A 21,291-nucleotide genomic window follows, 5' to 3' on the forward strand; every position below is an offset into this window, starting at 1 on the left:
CAATAACATTAGCTTATAAAAGATTTCAGCATAATGCTGATTGTTCAGTCACATAGTGTAAATTGTGAGCGAAAATGGCAGCTGAATAAGGCCGTATATTACCTACGGTTATAAAAAATCCCGTTTTATTCTTTATTGTGTTGACTCAAGCTTGGGTAGACTAGCTGCAATTGTGATTCTAGGGTGCGATAAAAAATGTTGTTAAAGGAACTTTCGTCATTGGCTAGCCCACTGTCTGAGCAACAGGTTAGCCTGCTGCAACAGGCTACGGCAGAGCTATCGGTAACTCAGCTGGCATGGGTAAGTGGTTACCTTGCCGGTGTCGGACAAACAGCCGGGCAAATTGCTCCGTTGGCCTCAGCACAACCTGCTGGCAAACTCACTATTTTGTATGCTTCGCAAACGGGTAATGCCAAAGGTGTCGCTGAAGAGTTGAAGGCTGCAGCGCTAGCAAAAGACATTAATGCTGAGCTCGTTAACGTGGCTGACTACAAAGCGAAAAGCTTGAAAAATGAAACTCACTTATTGATTGTTGCTAGCACCAATGGCGAAGGCGAACCACCTGATGACGCGATTGAGTTTCATGAGTTCTTAGCTTCTAAAAAAGCGCCAAAACTAGATAACCTAAAATACAGCGTTTTAGCGTTAGGTGACTCTAGTTACGAGTTTTTCTGTCAAACCGGTAAAGATTTTGACGAACGTTTAGCCGCCTTAGGTGCCGAGCGTGTCGCTGAGCGTGTTGATTGTGACGTTGATTACGACAAAGATGCCGACGCTTGGACCTTAAAAGCATTAGATGAAATTAAGCAAACCTTAAGTGCAGAGCCAAGTGGTTCGGTAGTTAGCTTGCCAGTGAATGCACCTGCAGCCAGCCAGTTCAATAAAAAGAACCCTTATGCAGCAGAGTTAAGCTTAAGCCAAAAAATTACTGGCAGAGATTCAGCTAAAGATGTTCGCCATGTAGAAATTGATTTGGGCGAGTCAGGAATCCAATATCAAGCGGGTGATGCACTTGGTGTATGGTTTGAAAATGATAAGTTGTTAGTTGAACAAATTATTGCTCGCCTTGGCTTAGCGGCCGATGAAACGGTTAGCCTTGATGACCAGCAACTCACACTGGTTGAGGCCTTGGCCGAGAAACTAGAAATTACCCAAACTAGCGGTGCTTTTGTAGAAGCATGGGCTAATTGGTCTGCTAGCAAGAAATTGCAAACATTGATTGCTGATAAAGATAAGCTACGTGAGTATGCGGCTAATCATCAGGTAATTGATGTATTGCTAGAGAAAAAAGCCAAGGTAAGTGCTCAAGATTTTGTAGACGCGCTACGCAAGTTAACGCCACGTTTGTATTCTATTGCATCTGCCCAAGCCGAAGTGGAAGAAGAAGTACATTTAACAGTGGGTGTAGTGAGCTACCAAAAAGGTGATGAACAGCGCTTAGGCGGAGCATCAGGCTTTTTAGGCGCCCGTGCTGAAGAAGGTGCACAGGTAAAAGTGTTTGTTGAACACAATGACAACTTCCGCCTGCCGAGCAACTCAGATACCCCAGTGATTATGGTGGGGCCTGGTACCGGTATTGCCCCGTTCCGCGCATTTTTACAACAGCGTGACGCCAGCGATGCTGAAGGCAAAAACTGGTTGTTGTTTGGTGACCAAACCTTTACTCAAGACTTCTTGTACCAAACAGAATGGCAGGGTTACTTAAAGTCTGGCTTGTTAACCAAGTTAGATGTGGCGTTCTCGCGTGACCAAGCTGAAAAAATCTACGTTCAAGACCGCTTGAAAGAAAACGCCGCTGAGGTTTATCAATGGCTAGAAGAAGGGGCGCACCTCTACATTTGTGGTGATGCAAGTCGCATGGCGAAAGATGTTCACCAAGCCCTCTTAGAGATTATTGCAGAGCAGGGCGCTAAAAGCCCAGAGCAAGCAGAAGAGTATTTAAAACAGTTACGCAGTGCTAAGCGTTACCAAAAGGATGTTTACTAATGAGTTCGGATCTAATTGTTGAAGGCAAGTTGTCGGATAATGAGCGCCTAAAACGAGAAAGTAATCTTTTGCGTGGCACTATTGAAGCTGACCTAGGTGACCGTATCACCGGTGGATTTACAGCAGATAACTTCCAGTTAATTCGTTTTCACGGTATGTATCAACAAGATGACCGCGACATTCGAGCAGAGCGTACTAAACAAAAATTAGAGCCACTGCATAATGTCATGTTACGGGCTCGTATGCCGGGTGGCATTATTCAGCCAAAACAATGGTTAGCCATTGATAAGTTCGCCGCAGACCACACCATGTATGGCAGTATTCGCTTAACTACCCGTCAAACTTTTCAGTTTCATGGTGTATTAAAACCGAATATTAAATTAATGCACCAAACGCTGAACAGCATCGGTATTGATTCTATCGCTACTGCCGGTGATGTTAACCGAAACGTACTATGTACCAGCAACCCAGTTGAGTCTGAGCTGCACCAAGAAGCTTACGAATGGGCCACTAAAATTAGTGAGCACTTACTGCCTAAAACTCGCGCCTATGCTGAGATTTGGTTAGACGGCGAAAAAGTCGAAGGTGGCGAAGAAGAGCCCATTTTAGGTTCAAATTACTTACCGCGTAAATTTAAAACCACGGTAGTGATTCCGCCGAGTAATGATATTGATGTGCACGCAAACGATCTTAACTTTGTGGCCATTGCCGACAATGGTAAATTGGTTGGCTTTAACGTGCTGGTGGGCGGTGGCTTAGCCATGACTCATGGCGATAAGTCTACTTACCCGCGCCGTGCTGATGATTTTGGTTTTGTACCTTTAGACAAAACTTTAGACGTAGCTGCTGCAGTAGTGACGACTCAGCGCGATTGGGGTAACCGAGTTAACCGTAAAAATGCTAAAACCAAGTACACCCTTGATAGAGTCGGTATTGATACCTTCAAGCAAGAAGTGGAAAAGCGCGCCGGGATAGCATTTGAAGAGAGCCGTGCTTATGAGTTTACTTCTCGTGGTGATCGTATCGGTTGGGTAGAAGGCATTGATGGTAAACACCATTTAACCCTATTTATTGAAAATGGTCGCTTGTTAGATTACCCAGAAAAAGCCTTAAAAACAGGCGTAGCGAAAATTGCTGAGATCCATAAAGGGGATTTCCGCATGACAGCGAACCAAAATTTGGTCGTGGCCGGCGTTGCTGCTAAAGATAAAGCCAAAGTTGAAAAACTGGCTCGCCAACATGGTTTAATTGACGATGGTCATAGCCCACAGCGTTTCAACTCAATGGCTTGTGTGGCATTTCCTACCTGTCCCTTAGCAATGGCAGAAGCTGAGCGTTACCTACCAGGTTTGGTTGATGACGTAGAGCAGTTGCTGGCTAAGCATGATATGAGTGAAGAACACATCATTTTGCGGGTTACTGGCTGTCCTAACGGTTGTGGTCGTTCTATGTTGGCCGAAGCAGGCTTAGTGGGCAAAGGCCCTGGTAAGTACAATTTATATTTAGGTGGTAACCAAAGCGGAACACGTATTCCAAAACTCTATTTAGAGGGTATTGGTGAGCAAGAAATCTTGTCTGAATTTGACGGATTGATAGCGCGCTGGTCTAAGGAACGTGAGCAAGATGAAGCTTTTGGTGACTTTGTTATTCGTGTAGGTATTGTCGCTGAAGTAAAAGTAAGCGTTAGGGATTTTCATGACTAACTTCGATTTAGAGCAATTGGCTGCGCTTCCTGTAGAAGCGCGTATTGCTGAGTTATCTGATGTAAACAAAGAGCTTGAGGGCATGACGGCTCAACAGCGCGCTGCTTGGGCCTTAGATAATCTGCCACAACAGGTGGTGTTAACCTCTAGTTTTGGTATTCAAGCTGCAGTGAGTTTGCATATGCTGACTCAGATTAAACCTGATATTCCGGTTGTTTTAACTGATACAGGCTATTTGTTTCCTGAGACCTATCGTTTTATTGATGAGCTGGCTAGCCGCTTAAACCTTAATTTGAAGGTGTATAAGTCGCAGCAATCAAATGCTTGGCAAGAGGCGCGCTTTGGCAAGCTTTGGGAGCAAGGCGTAGAAGGTTTAAAGCAATACAATACCTTAAACAAGGTTGAACCTATGCAACGTGCTTTTAAAGAGCTAGAAGTGAAGAGCTGGTTCTCTGGCTTGCGTCGAAGTCAGTCTTCAACCCGTACTGATTTGCCAGTATTGCAGATTCAAAATGGTGCCTTCAAAGTACTGCCGATTATTGATTGGACCAATAAAGACGTGCACTACTACTTAAAAGAGCACAACTTGCCTTACCACCCTTTATGGGAAGAAGGTTATGTATCGGTGGGTGATGTGCAAACTTCGCAGCCGTTGCAAGCGGGCATGACAGAAGAAGATACTCGCTTCTTTGGCTTGAAACGTGAGTGTGGCATTCACGAAGAGGTGGCTGGAAGCGGTATTTAAACGGCTACCAATACAAAAAAAACGCGGCTTAAGCCGCGTTTTTTATAAGTGCTGATTTTATTTCTACAGAGCTTAGTTGCGCTCAAAGTAATTGTGTAGCAATTGTTCCAATTGCTCTTGATAAGACGACAGGGCTTGCTTGTTAATTAATTGAGCTAGCTCATCACCAATTGGTGTAAAACGGTGGTAAATTAGCTTACAGCCTTTAAATCGCGGTCTTAGGCTATAGTGGGCTTCACCATGAATTAATGGCGTATCGTGATGAGCGGAAGGGCGTATTTCCAGCTCCCTATCAAACAACAACCCTAGTTCGGTGAGTTGCAGGATGTGGTGATAAGGCATACGGTGCTGGCCTAAGCTGATTTTATCTAGCTTTGCTCTTACTAAACCTAAATTACTGGCAGGACGGACGATACCGGTAATAATCTTGTTGTTTGCTTCCCCACCTATCGTTGAACTTAACTCACACGCTGACTGAAACCACTTGGCTTCGCGCTGTGTCATCAGTTTTAAAGTACGTAAGGCTTTTACCGAGAAGCTTCCAGGAGTGGAGAGTTCTTGACTCAGTATGTCTGCCCATAACATTTGCATCGATTTCACTTGAGTATTACTGGCCAAGTGCAAAAATTCAGTCATCCAATCAGCATCGGGTTCGCTACCCGCATCTTGCTCGCTGGTTTTCTGGGCAGAGAAATAAATGATTTTTTCTAAGTTTTGTTGTTGAGTTGCTTTTTCAACGATAGCTCGAGCCTGAGCTCGCTGTGACCAAGTAGACGGCACTTTGTCTTTTTGTAGTAATGCATCTAAACCTCGTTGTTTAGCTAATTTAGCTAACTGCAACGCAGTGTTCTCTACTTGGCTGTTTTTGTTCTCAATGATTGGCTTGTCAGACATGAAATACTCCCTCGATTGCTCATTTTTACTGGGGATTCATTGATAAAGCAAGTTTGCATTCATTGTTAAAAGTGTTAAATTTAGGTTAACTGGCTGATTGGGAGGTAGCTGTGTTAAAAAACCTTACCGTATGGACAAAGCAACATAAGCTATTAACAGTGTTAATGAGCGTGTATGTGGTCAGTCTACTGGTACTTATGACAATGTTTGAATAGGCGTAAATAACTTACGCCTATTTTTTTGAGTTTAGATATTGGCTTTAATTAAGCCTATCACTTGGTCAATTTCCTGCTGGTTTAGCTCGCCATCTTTAGCAAACAATACTTCGCCTTCTGCATTTAACAATATAATGGCTGAAGACTTCGCTTTAATTTTCCACAGATCAAATAAATCGCCTTTTTTGTCTATAACAAAGCTGGCTTTAGGAAAACTCTTTTTATTGGTTTTCATTTTGCCTGTTACAAATCCAGAGGTACCAAAAATGGCATCATCTAAGTTAACAATGGTAACCGTTTGGTAGGTATCGTTACCGAATTTAGCTTGTTTTACTGCTTCAATCATTGGCGCGTTAAGTTCTTTGGCGCTGGTGCGCCCGGCCATTGCCTGGATAAGGCGTACTTTGCCATTTAGCTGTTGGGTGCTCCAAGGGCTATAGCTGATATCACCTCCAGTCAGCTGTAACTCTCCCGCATTGTCGATGTTGATATTGGGCACAGAATTACCAGGATTGATATTGAGCGCCATCGCCCAGGCAGGTAGCAAACTTAATAGTAATAAAAAATGTTTCACGTCGAATTCCTTGTGGTTAGCAGCACTAATCAGGTCAGACCTGTGCGAAACATTTATAACAAAAAACTAACATTGGTTAATAGAGTGCATCGCTTATCAATTGCACATCTGCGAGCAACATCTCTTTTATGAGTTCTGAAGAGCCTGAAACTAGCGTGTGGGGATGTTCATCAATCATTATTGTTGGTCCTTCAATACCACTACTGGCATCAATCGTCAGCCAAGCCGGAGAGGCGCTACCTACGCTATCAGCGGGGTAGACCATATATATAGGGTGATTGGGGGCTAACTCGCTAAGAACCAGAGCTAACAATAACGCGCGTTCGTCACTGTCTGCGCGATTATCTTTAAGTACATCCACCGGAGAAGTGAAGCTGTAGTTGTTTTCTTGTTTGGTTGGAATAGTGAGCAGCCAAGCTTGCACTTCAGCCAAGGAACGATTGAGATCTTGTTGTTGCTGAAAATGCTCGATTAGCGGATTGACTCGCGATCTATTTTGATAAAAAAGCTGTGAGTAGTTAGGGCGTACGCAGGGGTATTGCGCGCCTTGAGGATGTAAACAAGGAAGTAGACTTAAGTGGCGAAAAGCGTCTTGAGTGTATTGCTCATATGCGTCCCAAAGCATTTTAGATGAAGGGCTGCCATTATCACTGCGTAGCGCTTCTAAAATGTCATCTAGGCGTGTTTCAGGGTCATCGACGTATTGGTTAATCATCGATACTGCATGCTCTAAGCGAGGGCTTAAGTAGGCGCTAATCGCTTGTGAGGGGTAAGTTAAGCTATAGCTGATGCGAAAGGTTTCCACTTCAGACTGGTTAATTAATTCTTCTGAAAATTGCAGTTGCAGCTGCTGAGAGTCGCCATGAGTATCAGCCCACTGCCATTCACCATAAAAAGTATTATCGTTAATCTCGCCGGGTGTTGTGATACTAAGAGATTGATTGCTAAATAGTAAATTGCTTAAACATATTACGAATAAGCCTGCAGAACGAATCATAAACGCCTCTCAGTACCATTTAGCTATACCTTAAGTAAATAGCACTGATTGGCGATATTGCTAATAATTGTTAATAGAATGTTACTCTGGGCAGGTGCCTTCTTGATAAGACATTAGCTCAGGATCGCCACAGGCGGAACAGGCATTGCCGTATTCCTTCAATTCACCATTCACCTCGCCACACACTGGATCATATTGCATGGTACAAATCTCAGGACGCGGCTCTTCACATACCCCATCAGCTTTGAGCAGAGGCTCTGACGCTTGGCTACAAGCCATTAATAGAAGGGTAAAAAATGCGATAACAACGTGCTTAATCATGAGCAATCACCTAAAATTTAAAAGGATTAAGATTGTAGATGAAAAACTTATGAAACGTCGACTGATTTACCTGCTTATCAGCCTATTTTTCGCCAGCTTTGGTGCTAGTGCTGGCCCTATTATTGTGCAAAAAAGCTCTGACCCTAACAAAGTAAATGCCTTTGAGTTGAAAAAAGAACTGCTTGAGCAGCACCTTTGGCAAGAGCAATTGCGAACCGAGGCTCAGTTGCAATGGCTACGTGAACTACCTTTAGGTTGCGTATTCAGCGCTAATGGTGATTATCAATGTGGGTTAAATTGGTATCGACCTTACCGTTATCAGCAACAGCAACTATACATTGAAGTGCCGTCTCCCCAATCAAGTGCTGAAAATGCGCAATAGCTGGCAAAATTGGCTACATTAAATGCTATCCTAGACGTAGGTTTTTAGTCTCGAACACACTGTATTTTATGCATATTCATATTCTAGGTATTTGTGGCACTTTCATGGGCGGTCTAGCCATGTTGGCGCGCGAGTCAGGCATGCGAGTGACTGGCAGTGATTTAAACGTTTATCCTCCTATGAGCACTCAGCTAGAGTCGCTTGGTATCGAACTCATTCAAGGTTATGACCCTTCTCAGCTGGATCCCGCACCTGACTTGGTGGTGGTAGGTAATGCCATGAGTCGCGGTAATCCTTGTGTTGAATATGTGTTAGATAAAGGCCTTAAATATTGCTCTGGTCCTGAATGGCTTAAGCAATATATCTTGCCGCAGCGCTGGGTACTCGCGGTGGCGGGAACCCATGGAAAAACCACTACTGCCAGTATGCTAGCCTGGATACTAGAAGATAATGGGATGTCACCTGGCTACTTAATTGGTGGTGTTCCGCGCAATTTTCAGGGCTCGGCCCGTTTAGGCGATACTCCTTTTTTTGTGGTGGAAGCCGATGAGTACGACAGTGCTTTCTTTGATAAGCGGTCTAAGTTTGTTCATTACCAACCAAGAACTCTCATTTTAAATAACCTCGAGTTTGATCATGCCGACATCTTCGACGATCTTGCAGCTATTCAGAAACAATTCCATCATTTATTGCGTATTGTCCCGTCAACCGGAAGAGTGATTTCACCAAAGAACAATCAAGCTATTCAGCAAGTATTACGTCAAGGTTGCTGGTCTGAATTGGAACAAAGCGGAGAAGGTGAAGCGTGGCAATGGCAAGCTATTAAAAGCGATTGCAGTGAAATATCGATAGTTTTAAATGATGAACATCAGGGTCAGTTAGGGTGGGACTTAATTGGCCAGCATAATGCTGAAAACGCACTAATGGCAATTGCTGCCGCTAGACATGTAGGCGTATTGCCAAGCTTGGCAATTGAGAGCTTGCAGAAATTTCTTCCGCCAAAGCGTCGTTTAGAATTGTTAGCAGAGGTGAATGGAATACGCTTGTTTGATGATTTTGCTCATCATCCTAGTGCAATCGCCAGTACCTTAGAGGGCTTAAGGGCGCAAGTATCAAAACAGCGTATTATTGCGGTCTTAGAAGCGCGTTCAAACACCATGAAGATGGGAATACATCAAGAAAAGCTCGCGATGAGTTTGCAAGAAGCCGATTTAGTCTTTTTGTATCAGCCTGATGAACATAATCAATACATTGCAGATACAGCGGCGCAGCTTAAGCAAGCAAAAGTATGTAGCTCTGTTGATCAAATTGTCGCTGAGATTAAAAACTTGTTAGTGAGTGGCGATCAAATATTAGTGATGAGTAATGGTGGTTTTGAAGGGATACACGCTAAGTTAGTCCAGGTACTAAGCCAATAAAAAAAGGGCCCTTAGGCCCCTTTAGCTGTGCTTATTTGCCCGGCGGGCGCAATAATGACAATACAAAGTCGTTCAAGAAATCTACCACTTCTTGACGCTCTGGGCTGTCTGGGCGATTAATCATTTGTACTGCAAGGTACAATCCTGCGTTAATCGCTTGAGCAGCTTGTAGTGCATTTAGCGCGCTACTGATTTCTTTGCTGTCAAAGCCAGCTTGAATGCTTTCACCAATTTGTTGGTTAATTTTAGCCATTACCGCGCTAAAACGTGGCCATACGTCTTCACGAACTGAAGAGCTCCACTCTAACCAAATGTGAATAACATCTGAGTTGCTGTAGGCTAACTCAACCAAGGCTGATAAGTGGTGCTGAACCGCAGTAATTGCGTTCTCATCAGTTGGGTAGGTTTGCTCAACCAAGTTTAACATTGTCTGTTCAACTTCAGAAAGGACAGCGTCTACTAGGTCTTCACGGGTATTGAAGTAGTTGAAAACGGTCGCTACCGATACGTTTGCTAGTTCAGCGATTTCGGCGTGACCTGCACGACCAATACCACGACGGGCAAAGATTTCTACAGCGCATTGCATGAGCTGCTTACGGCGAACTTCCGGCGACAACCGGGTACGGCGTCTTAATGTGCTAGTTTGCATAGTTTGTTCTCGCGTTTGTTATTTCATTTATTATTTTAATAGGCATTTCTTGCTTACCATTTTTGACGAAAATCATCTAAAATGTGCCGTTCAGTGTAAAAGAACCATGAACGATTGAATGCCTTTCAATTAAATAATAGTGTATTTACAAGCTAAATAATAGTTATTGACATAAGTAACTAATGACTTGTTTGTTATTTTATTGATAATTCCTATGTTTTTTATTTTTTTACATCCGTGCTAAACAGGTTTTTGCTGACATAAACAGCTAATGAATAGGTTCAAATTATGAAACATCGCGTAGAAGAAATGATCAGCGAGCAGGAAATTGCTCAGCGAGTGGCAGAGATTGGCAAAGAAATTACTGCTACTTATACCTCTGATCGAAAATTAGTGCTGGTGGGGTTGTTACGCGGCTCGTGCATTTTTCTTTCGGATCTTTCGCGCAAAATTGACCGTAGTCTAATATTAGATTTTATGACTGTATCTAGTTACGGTAGCAGCATGGTAAGTACTCGTGATGTGCGGGTACTTAAAGATTTAGATGACGATATTAAAGATTGTGATGTAATTATTGTTGAAGACATTATCGATACCGGTAATACCTTGAGCAAAGTACGCGAAATGTTGTCGTTGCGTGAGCCAAACAGTGTGGCTATTTGCACCTTGCTAGACAAACCTTCTCGCCGTGAAGTAGAAGTTCCGGTTGATTGGGCTGGCTTCAGTATCCCCGATGAATTTGTTATTGGTTATGGGCTTGATTTTGACCAGTACTACCGCAATCTACCCTATGTGGGCAAAGTGATACCGCTAGACTAAGGCGAGTTATCATCGGGCCCTAAGGGCCCATTTTTTTATCCTTAATTAAGTAGTGATTATGCAGGCGTTAGCAATTCAAGGTTTGAAGAAAACCTACCCCGGTGGTGTGCAAGCGGTAAAAGGCTTTGATTTAGTGGTAGAGCAGGGTGACTTTTTTGCACTGCTTGGGCCAAATGGTGCGGGTAAATCTACTTCGATTGGGGTGATTACCTCTTTGGTAAATAAATCTGAAGGTAGCGTGACGATTTTTGGTCACGATATTGATACAGACCTAGAAGCCGCCAAATCTTATGTGGGTTTAGTGCCTCAAGAATTTAACTTCAACCAGTTTGAAACAGTGCTGCAAATTGTGGTGAATCAAGCAGGTTACTACGGTGTGCCACGGCCCTTGGCGATGGAGCGTGCTGAGAAGTACTTATCGCAGTTAGATTTGTGGGAAAAGCGCAATGCTCGAGCCCGTGAGTTGTCGGGTGGTATGAAACGCCGTTTAATGATTGCGCGAGCATTAATGCATGAGCCTCAGCTGCTTATTTTAGATGAGCCTACCGCAGGCGTAGATATTGAGTTGCGCCGTTCTATGTGGGATTTCTTGAAACAGCTAAACAAGCAAGGAATTACCATTATTCTAACTACTCACTACCTCGAAGAGGCGGAGATGTTGTGCCGTAACATCGGTATCATAGATAAAGGTGAGCTGGTAGAAAATACCTCAATGAAACAACTGCTTTCTAAGCTAAATGTTGAAACCTTTATTTTTGATATCCAAGGCGACCACCAAGCCATTGCTTTGAACGGTTTCACTACTCGTTTAATAGACAAACATACTTTAGAAGTGGATGTAGAAAAGAGCCAAGGGCTTAACTCAGTGTTTCGTTTATTAGATGAGAATGGGGTAGTAGTGCAGAGTATGCGCAATAAGGCTAACCGTTTGGAAGAGCTGTTTGTGACCCTAGTGGCGCAAGGGAGGCAAGCATGAAACTGGCATTATATGGCACCGCTTTAAAAAGTATTTTAACCAAAGAGATTATTCGCTTTGGCCGCATTTGGGTGCAAACCTTAGTGCCACCGGCGATTACCATGAGCTTGTACTTTGTGATCTTTGGTAATTTGATTGGATCTCGTATTGGTCAAATGGGTGGCTATAGCTACATGGAGTTTATTGTACCTGGCTTGATTATGATGTCGGTGATTACCAATTCATACTCTAACGTTGCCTCGTCTTTCTTTAGCTGCAAATTCCAACGCAATATCGAAGAGCTGCTAGTTGCTCCAGTACCTAACTATATTATTATCTTGGGTTTTGTGGGCGGCGGTGTAACACGTGGTTTGATCGTGGGCTTTATTGTTACTTTGGTGTCGCTGTTTTTTGTGCCACTGCAGTTGCATAGCATTGCGGCTATTGGGCTCACCGTGCTACTAACCTCGGTATTGTTTTCTTTAGGTGGTTTAATCAACGCCATCTACGCCAATACTTTTGATGACATTAGCATTATCCCCACCTTCATATTGACCCCATTGACTTACTTAGGTGGTGTATTCTATTCCATCAGTTTGTTGCCTGATTTTTGGCAGAGCGTGTCGCAAATCAACCCCATTGTATACATGGTAAATGCGTTCCGTTTTGGCTTTTTAGGGATCAGTGACGTATCGCTATGGTTATCATTTAGCATGATTATTGGCTCTATCATTATTCTATACACGTGGGCGCTTATCTTGATTAAACGTGGTTACGGGTTACGTGCCTAATGGAAGGTAACTCTCGAAGCGTTAGCTCTAATCAGCAGGGCATTCACGAAAACTTACGCAAGGTGGTTCAACGCCATCTTGATGAGCCTTTTCAAAAGCCTTATCAGCAACATACCCTAGATGCATTTCATCAATTGGAAAAGCAAGTTGAAGCCGCGGGTCGCCCCTTGGTGTTTGATTCTTGTTGTGGCACCGGTGTAAGTACCGCTGCTTTGGCTGAGTTGCACCCAGAAGCCTTGGTGATAGGGATGGACAAATCTGCTCACCGGCTCACTAAACATCAGGCGCATTTTGACCAAGCAGGGCAAAACTATTTGCTATTGCAGGTGGACTTGAATGATTTTTGGCGGCTAGCACTAGAAGCTGGCTGGCAGCCAAGCCATCATTACGTTTTATACCCAAACCCTTGGCCTAAATCGCGCCACTTGCAGCGCCGTTGGCACGGCAGTGCGGTATTCCCTTATATGCTTAAGCTGGGCGGAACGCTGGAGTTACGTAGCAATTGGGTGACCTACTTAGAAGAGTTCCAAATTGCCTTAACAATGGCGGGTTACAACAGCGAGCTCAACTCTTATCAGAGCGATAAGCCGATTACGGCATTTGAGCGTAAATATCAAAATAGTGGCCAACAGCTTTGGCAGCTGCAAAGCCACTTATCTTAAGCTAAATCTTACTAATGCTTAGCGTGTTGCTGAGCTTCTAAATGGGCGATACCGGCATCAAACAGTTGGTAAAGCCCGTCTAGAACCTTACTGGCCTGCTGAAAATACTCATTCACAGAAATAGACGGATTAGGCTTTTTAATCAGCTCTTCATCTATGGTGGTGAGTAAATGCTCAAGCAGCGGTTGATAGGCAGGATCGTCTGGCACAAAGCTATTGGCAAAGTGATTTAGCGACTGCGCGTCTATTTGCGAAATTTTGTTATGCAAAAAGGCTAAGCGAATTCGCTCCACGCTACTGCTTTTCTTGGCTGCAGCTAAGCCGGTGCCTAGAGCTCTTACTTGGCCAATCGATTCCGCTGTTTCTAGCAATTCGTGCCACAAAAAATCAATGTTTTTGTGTTGTTTACTTAGCGTAGTTAAGCAATAAAACCCCGCCAAGTCTTGTGATAAAAACAGCAAGTTCTTAATCATTAAACTGTGTTGGGCAATGTTGTTTTCTAAATTGTTCTCTTTCCAGCTCTGTTGTAAACGCGGCCAATGCTGCAGAAAACTATCCCAACGAGATTGGCTAGCGACAAAACTGTTGTCGGCGAGCAGTTGTCGGCTTTTGCCTACTTCCCGTTGTTGTTGCTCTAAGGCATGGATCTGTTGCTGGTCTCCATTGAGAAAGGCACAGCTTAACCCGCGATGTTTCTGAATTGCTACCACCAGGTTTTTTAGTTGTTTAAGGGCCGCAAGACCGGCGTATTGTTGTTGCGTTCGGCGTTTGGCTAAAAGCCAAGACACAATGGCCGCAAGACTCAATAAGCTTAGTATGCTGGTGGCAATAATGGCGCTAGTGTTCATATTAAGCTCCTTGCTGACTTAACACACTAAGGTGTTTGGCAATGCTGGCACTTTGCTCTGCACTGGCTGTGTTATTGCGCGCAGAGTCGGCGACTTGGTTAATATGAGCCGATAGCTCAATAGTGGCTGCATGTTGTTGCTCGCTATTGCTAGCAATGATTTCGGTTTGTGCTTGTAGCTCTTGGTTTTTGATATAAATGCGTTTGAGCTGTTGACGTGAATTGTCCACGGTATGTTGAATGTCCTGAGCTTGAGTGGTGAGCTGGGTGATATGCTCCAATACTTCGTTAATGTTGCCTTGCACATCTTGCATGCTCTGGCTAATTTCGTTGGCCGATTGATGGCTTCGGTTGGCTAGGTTTCTTACTTCGTTAGCCACAATCGCAAACCCACGTCCGTGCTCGCCCGCTCGCGCCGCTTCAATTGAAGCATTGAGAGCCAGCAAGTTGGTTTGCTCGGCTATTTCTTCAATGGTTTTTGAAATACTACTTACTGTGTGTGACTTTTGATGTAATTGGGTCACTTTATCGAGGCTGACTTCACCTTTGGCGACCATTTTTTCGGTGCCTTGCTGAGCCGCTAATGCGGCCTCTTGGCCTAGTTCAGAAAAACTTTTGGCTTCGTAACTGGCTTGAGCTACTTGCTTCACCTGTTCGGCTACGTCTTTAATGCTCTCGCTCATTTCTACTACGGCACTGGCAGAGGCTTGGCTAGCGTCGGCTTGCTGTATCGCTCCACTTGCTACTGATTGGGCTTGTAAAGATAGCTCCGCCGAACAGTGGTTAATTTCGTCTAAGGCATCTTGCTGTTCTATCACGCGGCGTTGCTGCTGCCTGAGTAACTCCATTTGTTGATGACGTGAATCTTGGAAAAAATAGCTAGCTAAACCTTTACTTTGTTCTTGATCCGGTTGCTGAATTTGGCTGATTAACAGCTTTAGAATGAATAAGCTAGAAATGGCTAAGCATACACATAAACAAGTTAAGGTTAAGGCTAATAAGCTTGGCTGGTGCTGCAGGTTAACAACACTCACTATGGTGAGTAGTAAGTAAGCTAACAAGAAACTATTAAATGTGGTGGTGGCTTTATGCATCAAAACTCCTCATACATATCAGCGTATTTTGTAAATCTTAGTTACCACAAAGCAAAGACCATTCCTTTTTGAGTTTTTTGTCTAAAAGCCTATTCAGTTACTTGTTGGCTTAGCTGCAATATTTGTTGATGATGATGTCGCAACATGGCTAACTGCTCACAGTGCGAGAGTGCTTGCCAATGAGCAATAATATTCTCTAAGTGTTGGCAATGCCGATAGTTTATGCGGGCTTGTAGTAGCACCATAATTTCATCAATTTGTTCTTTGGTACTATCTAATTCAGCGGGCGAATAGAGCGGGTCGCATAGCTTTTGGGCGTGCAATCGCCAATGTCGCCGAGTGATATGAGAGAGCGATTGTAGAAGTTGGCTATGTTCAATCTGTTGCTGTTTATCGGCGCGTTTATGGGTTTTGATTAGGCTGGGGATCGGCACCATGGCTAAAGCAAACAACACCATCAATATTAGGTAAATACTTAGCACTACTGCTCCCGGTGCAAGTAAGCGTAAATTCGCTTTGAATAAAGCAAAAAGCAAACCAAGAGCTAGGTTTTTTCTAAATTGGTAAAATTATGCGCTACATAAGGGAACGATGTTGGCGGGTTGTTTTGTAAGTGCTAATTAGATGTTATTAAAGCAGGATTTGTTAATGCTTATTGAACATTGAATCAAAAAGGCGCACTGCAATGGTGCGCCTTTTGTCACTGTGCACAGCCATAGTGCTTAGGCTAGTTGTACAGGAATGTCTTTGCTGGTGCGAACGATGTCGTTATTTTCGTTTAAATACACTAAAGAAGGTTTGTGGTTTTTAGCGTCTTCGTTACTCATGCTTACATAAGCACATATAATGACGCGATCGCCTACTGCTGCGCGACGAGCAGCTGCACCGTTTACCGAAATAATCTTAGAACCGCGCTCGCCAGAAATAGCGTAAGTAGAAAAGCGCTCACCGTTCTCAATGTTGTAGATATCAATTTTTTCGTATTCGAGGATACCAGCTTGATCCAACACATCTTGGTCGATAGCGCATGAACCTTCATAGTTTAGTTCCGCGTGGGTAACGCGCGCTTGGTGTAGTTTGCCTTTTAGCATGGTAGTTTGCATGACGTTCTCTCTATTGATCGACAAATTAGCTTAATTCAACCACATAGTTGTCTATTAGTCTCACTTCCCCTAGGAAAGCGGCCATAAGAACAACTGCAGTGGTTGATTGTGAAGTAATGGGCTCAAGTGTGTTGGCATCAACTATATCGATGCCGTCACAGCGAAAGCCTTGTAGCTCTAGCTGTTGAATAGCTTGAGCTTGTAATTGGAGGGCATTGTTGTGATTTAGTTGCCGAGCAATGAGTTGCATTTGCTGGGCTAACTGCGGCGCTTGCAGGCGCTGCTGGGAGCTTAAACGCGTATTTCGCGAACTCATGGCTAGGCCGTCTGGCTCTCGTACCGTCGCAAGGCCAATAATCTCAATTGGCAGCAATAAATCAGTGGTCATTTTTCGAATTAAAGCGAGCTGCTGAAAGTCTTTCTCACCAAATACCGCGACGTTAGGCTGAACCAGATTAAATAGTTTACAGACTACCGTGGAAACGCCTTCAAAGTGGCCAGGGCGCAGCGCACCTTCCAACATTGTAGAAATGCCTGGTACATTGACTTTGGTCTCAAGCGACAAACCATTGGGGTACAGTACTTCTGCGCTAGGAATAAAGACTAAGTCTGCTCCTGTTTGACTTAACGCGGCTAAATCTTCTTCTAGGGTGCGAGGGTAGCTGTTTAAATCACTACTGTTATTAAACTGCAATGGATTGACAAAGATAGACACCACCACCACGTCGCAGTGGCGCTGTGCTTCTTTCACCAAGGCTATATGCCCTGCGTGCAGGTTACCCATGGTGGGCACAAAACCAATACGCTGGTTTTGCTGGCGAGCACCTTGTAGTGCCGAACGTAATTGCTTCGGCAGATTTACGGTTGTTATCATTAGCTGAAGCTCTGCGCCTCGCCAGGGAATTCTCCCGAAGCTACTTGCTCTAGATACAAGCTGATAGCGCCACGAATGTCGCCAGTGTCGGTTAAAAAGTTTTTCGAAAACTTAGGAATATGCCCTTTGCTAATGCCAAAGGCATCGTGCATCACTAGGATCTGGCCGTCAGTCACATTGCCTGCACCTATGCCTATTACCGGAATAGTGAGAGTTTCGGTAATCAGTTTTGCTAGCTCAGTAGGAATACATTCAAGTACTAATAATTGAATGCCTGCCGTTTCTAATTGCTTAGCGTGCTCTAGCATTTCTTGCGCTTGCTGTTCGCCGCGGCCTTGAACTTTGTAGCCGCCAAACAAGTGCACGGATTGTGGAGTTAAACCTAGGTGACCACACACAGGCACTCCACGCTCAACCAAGCCTTTAATGGTTGGGCTTAGCCATTCGCCGCCTTCAACTTTTACCATTTGCGCGCCAGCCTGCATGAGTTTGGCAGCGTTTTGGTAGGTTTGTTCCGGCGTGGCATACGACATAAATGGCATGTCGGCAACAATCATGGTTTTTTCAGTGCCACGGGCTACACAACGGGTATGGTAAGCAATGTCATCTACGCTTACGGCTAGGGTGTCTTTATGGCCTTGCAATACCATGCCTAAGGAATCGCCAATGAGTAGCAAGTGCATGCCTAGCTCGTCAAACAACGAAGCAAAGCTAGCGTCGTAAGCGGTGATACAGGAAAATTTCTCGTTATTTTGCTTAAACTTTTGTAAGTGAGAAACTGTAATTCTGCTCATAGTTAGTTACCGTTTGCCTTTAACAACAAGACAAATTAATTAGTGAATATAGTATTTAAGCCCAGTCAGCAGGGCGTTTAAAAATCTGTAAGCCGTTGCTATCAATAGATGCTGCTAATTGTTGCACCAAACTTTGGTCTGGTAAGTGCAAATCGGCGGCAATTTCGGCGAGCGGTAATAATACAAACTCTCGCTGCTTCATTCCATAGTGAGGGACGGTTAGTCGTGGAGTATCGATGATTTGATTGCCGTAGAGCAATATATCGAGGTCGAGAGTGCGTGGGCCCCAGCGTTCATCTTTGCGTTGCCGGCCTTGCTCTAGTTCAATTTTTTGAGTGAGGTTGAGTAATTCTAGAGGCGCGAGCTCAGTGTCTAACTCAAATACTGCATTTAAGTAGTCAGGTTGATCTTGCGGGCCCATTGGGCGGCTCTGATACAAAGAAGAACTTTTAACGAGGGTGAGCTGTTGGCTAGCTGCCAAGGTTTGCCTGGCAGCTATTGCTTGCTTGAGCGGATCAACTAAATTGCTGCCTAGGGCAAGGAAACAACGGGCCATTATTAGCCTTCGGTCTTCTTCGGCTTACGCGGGCGACGGCGACTCTTACTGCGGCCAGACGCTTTATTAAGCTCTCGTACCATGGTGTTACGACCTTGCTCGTTACTGCGTTGCCATTGTTGCCACCAACTCGCTAGCTCTACCAAGTTGTTATCTTGAGTGGCTTTGGCACGTAATTCTAAAAAGTCGAACGCAGCCCTAAAGCGCGGATGACCAAAGGTTTGGAAAGCACGCTTACCAAAGCGGCGATCTAGGCGCGATTGCAATTGCCAAATCTCGCGGACACCGGTGGTAAAGCGCTTTGGAATGGCCACGCTTTTACATTGCTGATCCAGCAACCAAGTCATTGCCATAGCTGAGGCGTCATGCTCGCCAAGCGAAAGCTCAATCAATAACTCGTCTTTCTTAATTTCTAATAGCGGCCACAATAGGGCAGCAAATACAAATGCTGGTGTTACTTTTTGGTCGCCACGGACTCGTTTATCAGTGCTGGCTAAAGCCATCAACATAAAACGCAGTTCTGGTGAGTCTTCATCCCATGGCTGTAACAAGGGTTTTAACAACGGGAATAGTGGATACAGCAATTGTGTATCGGCCAGCATTTTAAAGGTAGATTTACCTTCACCGCTTAAAAATAGCTTTAAGCATTCTTCAAATAATCGCGCAGCTGGAATGTCTTTTAACAAATGACCGTATTGGGCAATTGGATCACGACTTTCTTTGGCTATATCAAAATCAAGTTTTACCGCAAAACGTACTGCTCGGAGCATCCGCACCGGGTCTTCGCGATAACGGGTTTCTGGGTCGCCAATCAGTTGCAAACGACGGTCTGCAATATCGCTAATACCACCAGCAAAATCCACCACTGAGAAATCGGCAATGTTGTAGTACAAGGCATTTACGGTGAAGTCGCGACGTTCAGCGTCTTCATCAATGCTGCCGTATACGTTATCACGCAGCAACATACCTTCTTCACTGCGCTTCGATTCAGTATTGGCGGCTTCACTGTCGTGGTGGCCACGGAAGGTAGCTACTTCGATGATTTCGCGACCAAATAGTATATGCGCCAAACGGAAGCGACGGCCCACTAAACGACAATTGCGAAATAGCGCCTTAATTTGCTCAGGGGTAGCATTAGTTGCTATATCAAAGTCTTTTGGCTGTTTGCCAAGTAATAAATCTCGTACTCCGCCGCCTACCAAGTAAGCGTTGTAGCCAGATTTATGTAGACGATACAACACTTTAAGCGCGTTCTCGCTAATGTCTTGGCGAGAGATATTGTGTTCAGCACGGGGGATCACTTGCTGTTCCAGCTTAGCTGGCTCAGCACTGTTTGGATTTATGATCCGCTTATATACTTTGGCGAGTTTGCGTAAAATGGGTGCCCCCTTGAGCGCGCATTATCTACATGGTGAAAAATAAGGCGCTAATATAGCTTTTTTACAAAGAAATACAACCAATTCACTGGCTGTGTAGCGAGATTTTTGGTATCGCTGAAAGCTGCCAGTTAGCTAAGGCTTTGTTTAATATTTGTTCACAGCTTAGTTCAAGCCAGCCTGCTTCGCTTGCTTGACCTAAATAACGTAAGGCTTGCAGCAGCAATTGCTGATTTTGTTTACCGGAAATAGACGGTGCATGGTTTTGCTTACTGAGCTTATTTCCATGTTCATCTAGCACTAACGGCAGGTGCAAATAATTAGGTGCAGCTTTGGCTAATAATTCAAAAATAGCCAGTTGCCTGCCTGTGGTAAGAATAATATCAGCGCCGCGTACTACCTCGGTAACCCCTTGCTCGGCGTCATCTAAGCTCACCGCTAAGTTGTAGGCATATAAACCATCTCGGCGTTTAATAATGAAATCTTCTTCAGCTAGGGCCTTTGGAATAGTAACCTCTCCAGCCAGTTGATCATTAAAACTGTATATTGGCCGACTTGCGGATAAACGTGTCGCGCAGTTATCGCCATTTAAGGCTAAGTCGCGACAGGTGCTGAGATAATAACCGCCAGCTGCTTTAATTTGCTTGCGAGTACATTGGCAATAATACGCAGCTTGTTGGTGTAACCATTGGTCAATTTGTTGTTGATAGGCTGTTAAACGTTGGCTTTGGTAAAGTACCGAATCATCCCAATGTAAGCCAAATTGCTCCAATTGTTTGAGGATTACCTTACTTGCACCGGCTTGTTCACGCGGGGGATCAATATCTTCAATTCGCACTAACCACTGGCCTTGCTGGCTACGCGCCTGCAGATAACTGCCAACAGCAGCAACTAAAGAACCTAAGTGTAAGGGGCCTGAAGGGGAGGGGGCAAAACGGCCTACGTAGGGCTTAACGCTCATAGTTAAAGTCTTACAATATAAAACTTGGCAGAAATGCAGTGATAGCAAATCTGCCCAAGTTTTAACAAAACTAGCCGACCAATTGTTTCTCTTTGATCTCTGCTAAGGTTTTGCAATCGATACACAAATCGGCCGTTGGCCTTGCTTCTAAACGGCGAATACCGATTTCCACTCCACAGGCATCACAAAAACCAAAGTCTTCTTCAATTTTGAGCAAAGTCTTTTCGATTTTTTTGATCAGCTTGCGTTCGCGGTCACGAGTACGAAGTTCAAGGCTGAATTCTTCCTCTTGGGCCGCGCGATCTACTGGATCAGGGAAATTAGCCGCTTCGTCTTTCATGTGCGTTACAGTGCGATCAACTTCTTCACGAAGTTGGTTACGCCACGCTTCAAGAATAGTGCGGAAGTGGTCAATCTGAGCATCGTTCATGTACTCTTCGCCAGGCTGAGCTTGATATGGTTCAACCCCTGCGATAGAGAGCACACCTAGTGTTTTCTTTTTGCCGTCTGGCATACTTCTCTCCCAAATTCCGTACGACTTTTTTCGTTAAACAGTCGAGGATGTAAATTAGGCG

General features: G+C 44.4%; 24 protein-coding genes. 9 read left to right on the forward strand and 15 right to left on the reverse strand.

Annotation, left to right across the window (positions count from 1 at the left end; genetic code table 11):
- Positions 1-195 precede the first annotated feature (195 nt).
- From FFR00_RS13555 to FFR00_RS13565, 3 genes are read left to right on the forward strand one after another with little or no spacing between them, the layout of a single operon-like run.
- Positions 196-1,986, forward strand: a complete 1,791-nt coding sequence (locus tag FFR00_RS13555) for an assimilatory sulfite reductase (NADPH) flavoprotein subunit (RefSeq protein ID WP_137673945.1) — start codon at positions 196-198, stop codon at positions 1,984-1,986.
- On the forward strand, positions 1,986-3,689 hold the full coding sequence (gene cysI / locus FFR00_RS13560) for an assimilatory sulfite reductase (NADPH) hemoprotein subunit (RefSeq protein WP_137673946.1): 1,704 nt from the start codon (positions 1,986-1,988) through the stop codon (positions 3,687-3,689). Before FFR00_RS13555 ends, cysI begins: the two co-directional genes overlap by 1 nt.
- Positions 3,682-4,434, forward strand: coding sequence for a phosphoadenylyl-sulfate reductase (locus FFR00_RS13565; RefSeq protein WP_137673947.1), 753 nt, complete (start codon positions 3,682-3,684; stop codon positions 4,432-4,434). The genes cysI and FFR00_RS13565 overlap by 8 nt, the downstream gene beginning before the upstream one ends.
- A 72-nt stretch (positions 4,435-4,506) precedes the next feature.
- Here the strand turns inward: FFR00_RS13565 and FFR00_RS13570 are convergent, their stop codons facing one another.
- The 4 genes from FFR00_RS13570 to FFR00_RS13585 form a co-directional block, all read right to left on the reverse strand.
- Positions 4,507-5,328, reverse strand: coding sequence for a TIGR03899 family protein (locus FFR00_RS13570; RefSeq protein WP_137673948.1), 822 nt, complete (start codon positions 5,326-5,328; stop codon positions 4,507-4,509).
- Positions 5,329-5,574: 246 nt separating this feature from the next.
- Positions 5,575-6,117: a YtfJ family protein gene (locus FFR00_RS13575; RefSeq protein WP_137673949.1), complete on the reverse strand. Its 543-nt coding sequence runs from the start codon at positions 6,115-6,117 to the stop codon at positions 5,575-5,577.
- Positions 6,118-6,193: 76 nt separating this feature from the next.
- Positions 6,194-7,114 (reverse strand): hypothetical protein, encoded by a 921-nt coding sequence (locus tag FFR00_RS13580; RefSeq protein ID WP_137673950.1) that lies wholly within the window; start codon positions 7,112-7,114, stop codon positions 6,194-6,196.
- An 81-nt stretch (positions 7,115-7,195) separates the two neighbouring features.
- Complete coding sequence (locus tag FFR00_RS13585; protein ID WP_137673951.1) at positions 7,196-7,435, reverse strand: hypothetical protein; 240 nt, start codon at positions 7,433-7,435, stop codon at positions 7,196-7,198.
- Between the two features lie 49 nt (positions 7,436-7,484).
- On the opposite strand from FFR00_RS13585, the gene FFR00_RS13590 reads away from it, so the two are divergent.
- Both FFR00_RS13590 and mpl read left to right on the forward strand, forming a co-directional pair.
- Positions 7,485-7,817, forward strand: coding sequence for a hypothetical protein (locus tag FFR00_RS13590; RefSeq protein WP_137673952.1), 333 nt, complete (start codon positions 7,485-7,487; stop codon positions 7,815-7,817).
- 68 nt (positions 7,818-7,885) lie between these two features.
- Entirely contained in the window at positions 7,886-9,235 is a 1,350-nt protein-coding gene (mpl, locus tag FFR00_RS13595; protein WP_137673953.1) for a UDP-N-acetylmuramate:L-alanyl-gamma-D-glutamyl-meso-diaminopimelate ligase, read from the forward strand.
- 31 nt (positions 9,236-9,266) lie between these two features.
- On the opposite strand, the gene FFR00_RS13600 is transcribed toward mpl, so the two are convergent.
- Complete coding sequence (locus tag FFR00_RS13600; protein WP_137673954.1) at positions 9,267-9,884, reverse strand: TetR/AcrR family transcriptional regulator; 618 nt, start codon at positions 9,882-9,884, stop codon at positions 9,267-9,269.
- A 288-nt stretch (positions 9,885-10,172) separates the two neighbouring features.
- Between FFR00_RS13600 and hpt the strand changes: the two genes are divergently transcribed.
- The 4 genes from hpt to FFR00_RS13620 are packed head-to-tail and all read left to right on the forward strand — an operon-like array spanning position 10,173 to position 13,111.
- Positions 10,173-10,703 (forward strand): hypoxanthine phosphoribosyltransferase, encoded by a 531-nt coding sequence (gene hpt / locus FFR00_RS13605; protein ID WP_137673955.1) that lies wholly within the window; start codon positions 10,173-10,175, stop codon positions 10,701-10,703.
- 58 nt (positions 10,704-10,761) lie between these two features.
- Positions 10,762-11,679, forward strand: coding sequence for an ABC transporter ATP-binding protein (locus FFR00_RS13610; protein WP_174235958.1), 918 nt, complete (start codon positions 10,762-10,764; stop codon positions 11,677-11,679).
- Positions 11,676-12,449: an ABC transporter permease gene (locus FFR00_RS13615; protein WP_137673956.1), complete on the forward strand. Its 774-nt coding sequence runs from the start codon at positions 11,676-11,678 to the stop codon at positions 12,447-12,449. Before FFR00_RS13610 ends, FFR00_RS13615 begins: the two co-directional genes overlap by 4 nt.
- Positions 12,449-13,111, forward strand: coding sequence for a tRNA (guanosine(46)-N(7))-methyltransferase TrmB (locus FFR00_RS13620; protein WP_137673957.1), 663 nt, complete (start codon positions 12,449-12,451; stop codon positions 13,109-13,111). The genes FFR00_RS13615 and FFR00_RS13620 overlap by 1 nt, the downstream gene beginning before the upstream one ends.
- Positions 13,112-13,122: 11 nt before the next feature.
- Here FFR00_RS13620 and FFR00_RS13625 read toward each other — a convergent pair whose 3' ends face one another.
- The 10 genes from FFR00_RS13625 to dksA all read right to left on the reverse strand — a co-directional run bounded on the left by FFR00_RS13625 (position 13,123) and on the right by dksA (position 21,230).
- Positions 13,123-13,959 (reverse strand): nitrate- and nitrite sensing domain-containing protein, encoded by an 837-nt coding sequence (locus FFR00_RS13625; RefSeq protein WP_137673958.1) that lies wholly within the window; start codon positions 13,957-13,959, stop codon positions 13,123-13,125.
- Position 13,960: 1 nt separating this feature from the next.
- Entirely contained in the window at positions 13,961-15,052 is a 1,092-nt protein-coding gene (locus tag FFR00_RS13630) for a methyl-accepting chemotaxis protein (protein WP_137673959.1), read from the reverse strand.
- An 89-nt stretch (positions 15,053-15,141) separates the two neighbouring features.
- Positions 15,142-15,534: a hypothetical protein gene (locus FFR00_RS13635; RefSeq protein ID WP_137673960.1), complete on the reverse strand. Its 393-nt coding sequence runs from the start codon at positions 15,532-15,534 to the stop codon at positions 15,142-15,144.
- A 240-nt stretch (positions 15,535-15,774) separates the two neighbouring features.
- Positions 15,775-16,155, reverse strand: coding sequence for an aspartate 1-decarboxylase (gene panD / locus FFR00_RS13640; RefSeq protein WP_137673961.1), 381 nt, complete (start codon positions 16,153-16,155; stop codon positions 15,775-15,777).
- Between the two features lie 25 nt (positions 16,156-16,180).
- Positions 16,181-17,029, reverse strand: coding sequence for a pantoate--beta-alanine ligase (gene panC, locus FFR00_RS13645; protein ID WP_137673962.1), 849 nt, complete (start codon positions 17,027-17,029; stop codon positions 16,181-16,183).
- The gene (gene panB, locus FFR00_RS13650) at positions 17,029-17,823 is read right to left on the reverse strand and encodes a 3-methyl-2-oxobutanoate hydroxymethyltransferase (protein WP_137673963.1); all 795 of its coding nucleotides are present in this window, start codon (positions 17,821-17,823) and stop codon (positions 17,029-17,031) included. The genes panC and panB overlap by 1 nt, the downstream gene beginning before the upstream one ends.
- 55 nt (positions 17,824-17,878) lie before the next feature.
- Entirely contained in the window at positions 17,879-18,379 is a 501-nt protein-coding gene (gene folK, locus FFR00_RS13655) for a 2-amino-4-hydroxy-6-hydroxymethyldihydropteridine diphosphokinase (RefSeq protein ID WP_137673964.1), read from the reverse strand.
- A 2-nt stretch (positions 18,380-18,381) separates the two neighbouring features.
- Positions 18,382-19,677 (reverse strand): polynucleotide adenylyltransferase PcnB, encoded by a 1,296-nt coding sequence (gene pcnB, locus FFR00_RS13660; protein WP_235836233.1) that lies wholly within the window; start codon positions 19,675-19,677, stop codon positions 18,382-18,384.
- A 163-nt stretch (positions 19,678-19,840) separates the two neighbouring features.
- Entirely contained in the window at positions 19,841-20,716 is an 876-nt protein-coding gene (gene gluQRS / locus FFR00_RS13665; protein ID WP_137673966.1) for a tRNA glutamyl-Q(34) synthetase GluQRS, read from the reverse strand.
- 70 nt (positions 20,717-20,786) lie between these two features.
- Positions 20,787-21,230 (reverse strand): RNA polymerase-binding protein DksA, encoded by a 444-nt coding sequence (gene dksA / locus FFR00_RS13670; protein WP_137673967.1) that lies wholly within the window; start codon positions 21,228-21,230, stop codon positions 20,787-20,789.
- Positions 21,231-21,291: the final 61 nt, after the last annotated feature.

The sequence above is a fragment of the Agarivorans sp. Toyoura001 genome, assembly GCF_005405585.1.
Classification (GTDB): Bacteria; Pseudomonadota; Gammaproteobacteria; order Enterobacterales; family Celerinatantimonadaceae; genus Agarivorans.

Excerpts from the sequence above, each read along its gene's own strand:
- FFR00_RS13555 (WP_137673945.1), top strand. The coding sequence starts at position 196 with ATGTTGTTAAAGGAACTTTCGTCATTGGCTAGCCCACTGTCTGAGCAA.
- cysI (WP_137673946.1), top strand. The coding sequence starts at position 1,986 with ATGAGTTCGGATCTAATTGTTGAAGGCAAGTTGTCGGATAATGAGCGC.
- FFR00_RS13565 (WP_137673947.1), top strand. The coding sequence starts at position 3,682 with ATGACTAACTTCGATTTAGAGCAATTGGCTGCGCTTCCTGTAGAAGCG.
- FFR00_RS13570 (WP_137673948.1), bottom strand. The coding sequence starts at position 5,328 with ATGTCTGACAAGCCAATCATTGAGAACAAAAACAGCCAAGTAGAGAAC.
- FFR00_RS13580 (WP_137673950.1), bottom strand. The coding sequence starts at position 7,114 with ATGATTCGTTCTGCAGGCTTATTCGTAATATGTTTAAGCAATTTACTA.
- FFR00_RS13585 (WP_137673951.1), bottom strand. The coding sequence starts at position 7,435 with ATGATTAAGCACGTTGTTATCGCATTTTTTACCCTTCTATTAATGGCT.
- FFR00_RS13590 (WP_137673952.1), top strand. The coding sequence starts at position 7,485 with ATGAAACGTCGACTGATTTACCTGCTTATCAGCCTATTTTTCGCCAGC.
- mpl (WP_137673953.1), top strand. The coding sequence starts at position 7,886 with ATGCATATTCATATTCTAGGTATTTGTGGCACTTTCATGGGCGGTCTA.
- FFR00_RS13600 (WP_137673954.1), bottom strand. The coding sequence starts at position 9,884 with ATGCAAACTAGCACATTAAGACGCCGTACCCGGTTGTCGCCGGAAGTT.
- hpt (WP_137673955.1), top strand. The coding sequence starts at position 10,173 with ATGAAACATCGCGTAGAAGAAATGATCAGCGAGCAGGAAATTGCTCAG.
- FFR00_RS13610 (WP_174235958.1), top strand. The coding sequence starts at position 10,762 with ATGCAGGCGTTAGCAATTCAAGGTTTGAAGAAAACCTACCCCGGTGGT.
- FFR00_RS13615 (WP_137673956.1), top strand. The coding sequence starts at position 11,676 with ATGAAACTGGCATTATATGGCACCGCTTTAAAAAGTATTTTAACCAAA.
- FFR00_RS13620 (WP_137673957.1), top strand. The coding sequence starts at position 12,449 with ATGGAAGGTAACTCTCGAAGCGTTAGCTCTAATCAGCAGGGCATTCAC.
- FFR00_RS13625 (WP_137673958.1), bottom strand. The coding sequence starts at position 13,959 with ATGAACACTAGCGCCATTATTGCCACCAGCATACTAAGCTTATTGAGT.
- FFR00_RS13630 (WP_137673959.1), bottom strand. The coding sequence starts at position 15,052 with ATGCATAAAGCCACCACCACATTTAATAGTTTCTTGTTAGCTTACTTA.
- panD (WP_137673961.1), bottom strand. The coding sequence starts at position 16,155 with ATGCAAACTACCATGCTAAAAGGCAAACTACACCAAGCGCGCGTTACC.
- panC (WP_137673962.1), bottom strand. The coding sequence starts at position 17,029 with ATGATAACAACCGTAAATCTGCCGAAGCAATTACGTTCGGCACTACAA.
- panB (WP_137673963.1), bottom strand. The coding sequence starts at position 17,823 with ATGAGCAGAATTACAGTTTCTCACTTACAAAAGTTTAAGCAAAATAAC.
- folK (WP_137673964.1), bottom strand. The coding sequence starts at position 18,379 with ATGGCCCGTTGTTTCCTTGCCCTAGGCAGCAATTTAGTTGATCCGCTC.
- gluQRS (WP_137673966.1), bottom strand. The coding sequence starts at position 20,716 with ATGAGCGTTAAGCCCTACGTAGGCCGTTTTGCCCCCTCCCCTTCAGGC.
- dksA (WP_137673967.1), bottom strand. The coding sequence starts at position 21,230 with ATGCCAGACGGCAAAAAGAAAACACTAGGTGTGCTCTCTATCGCAGGG.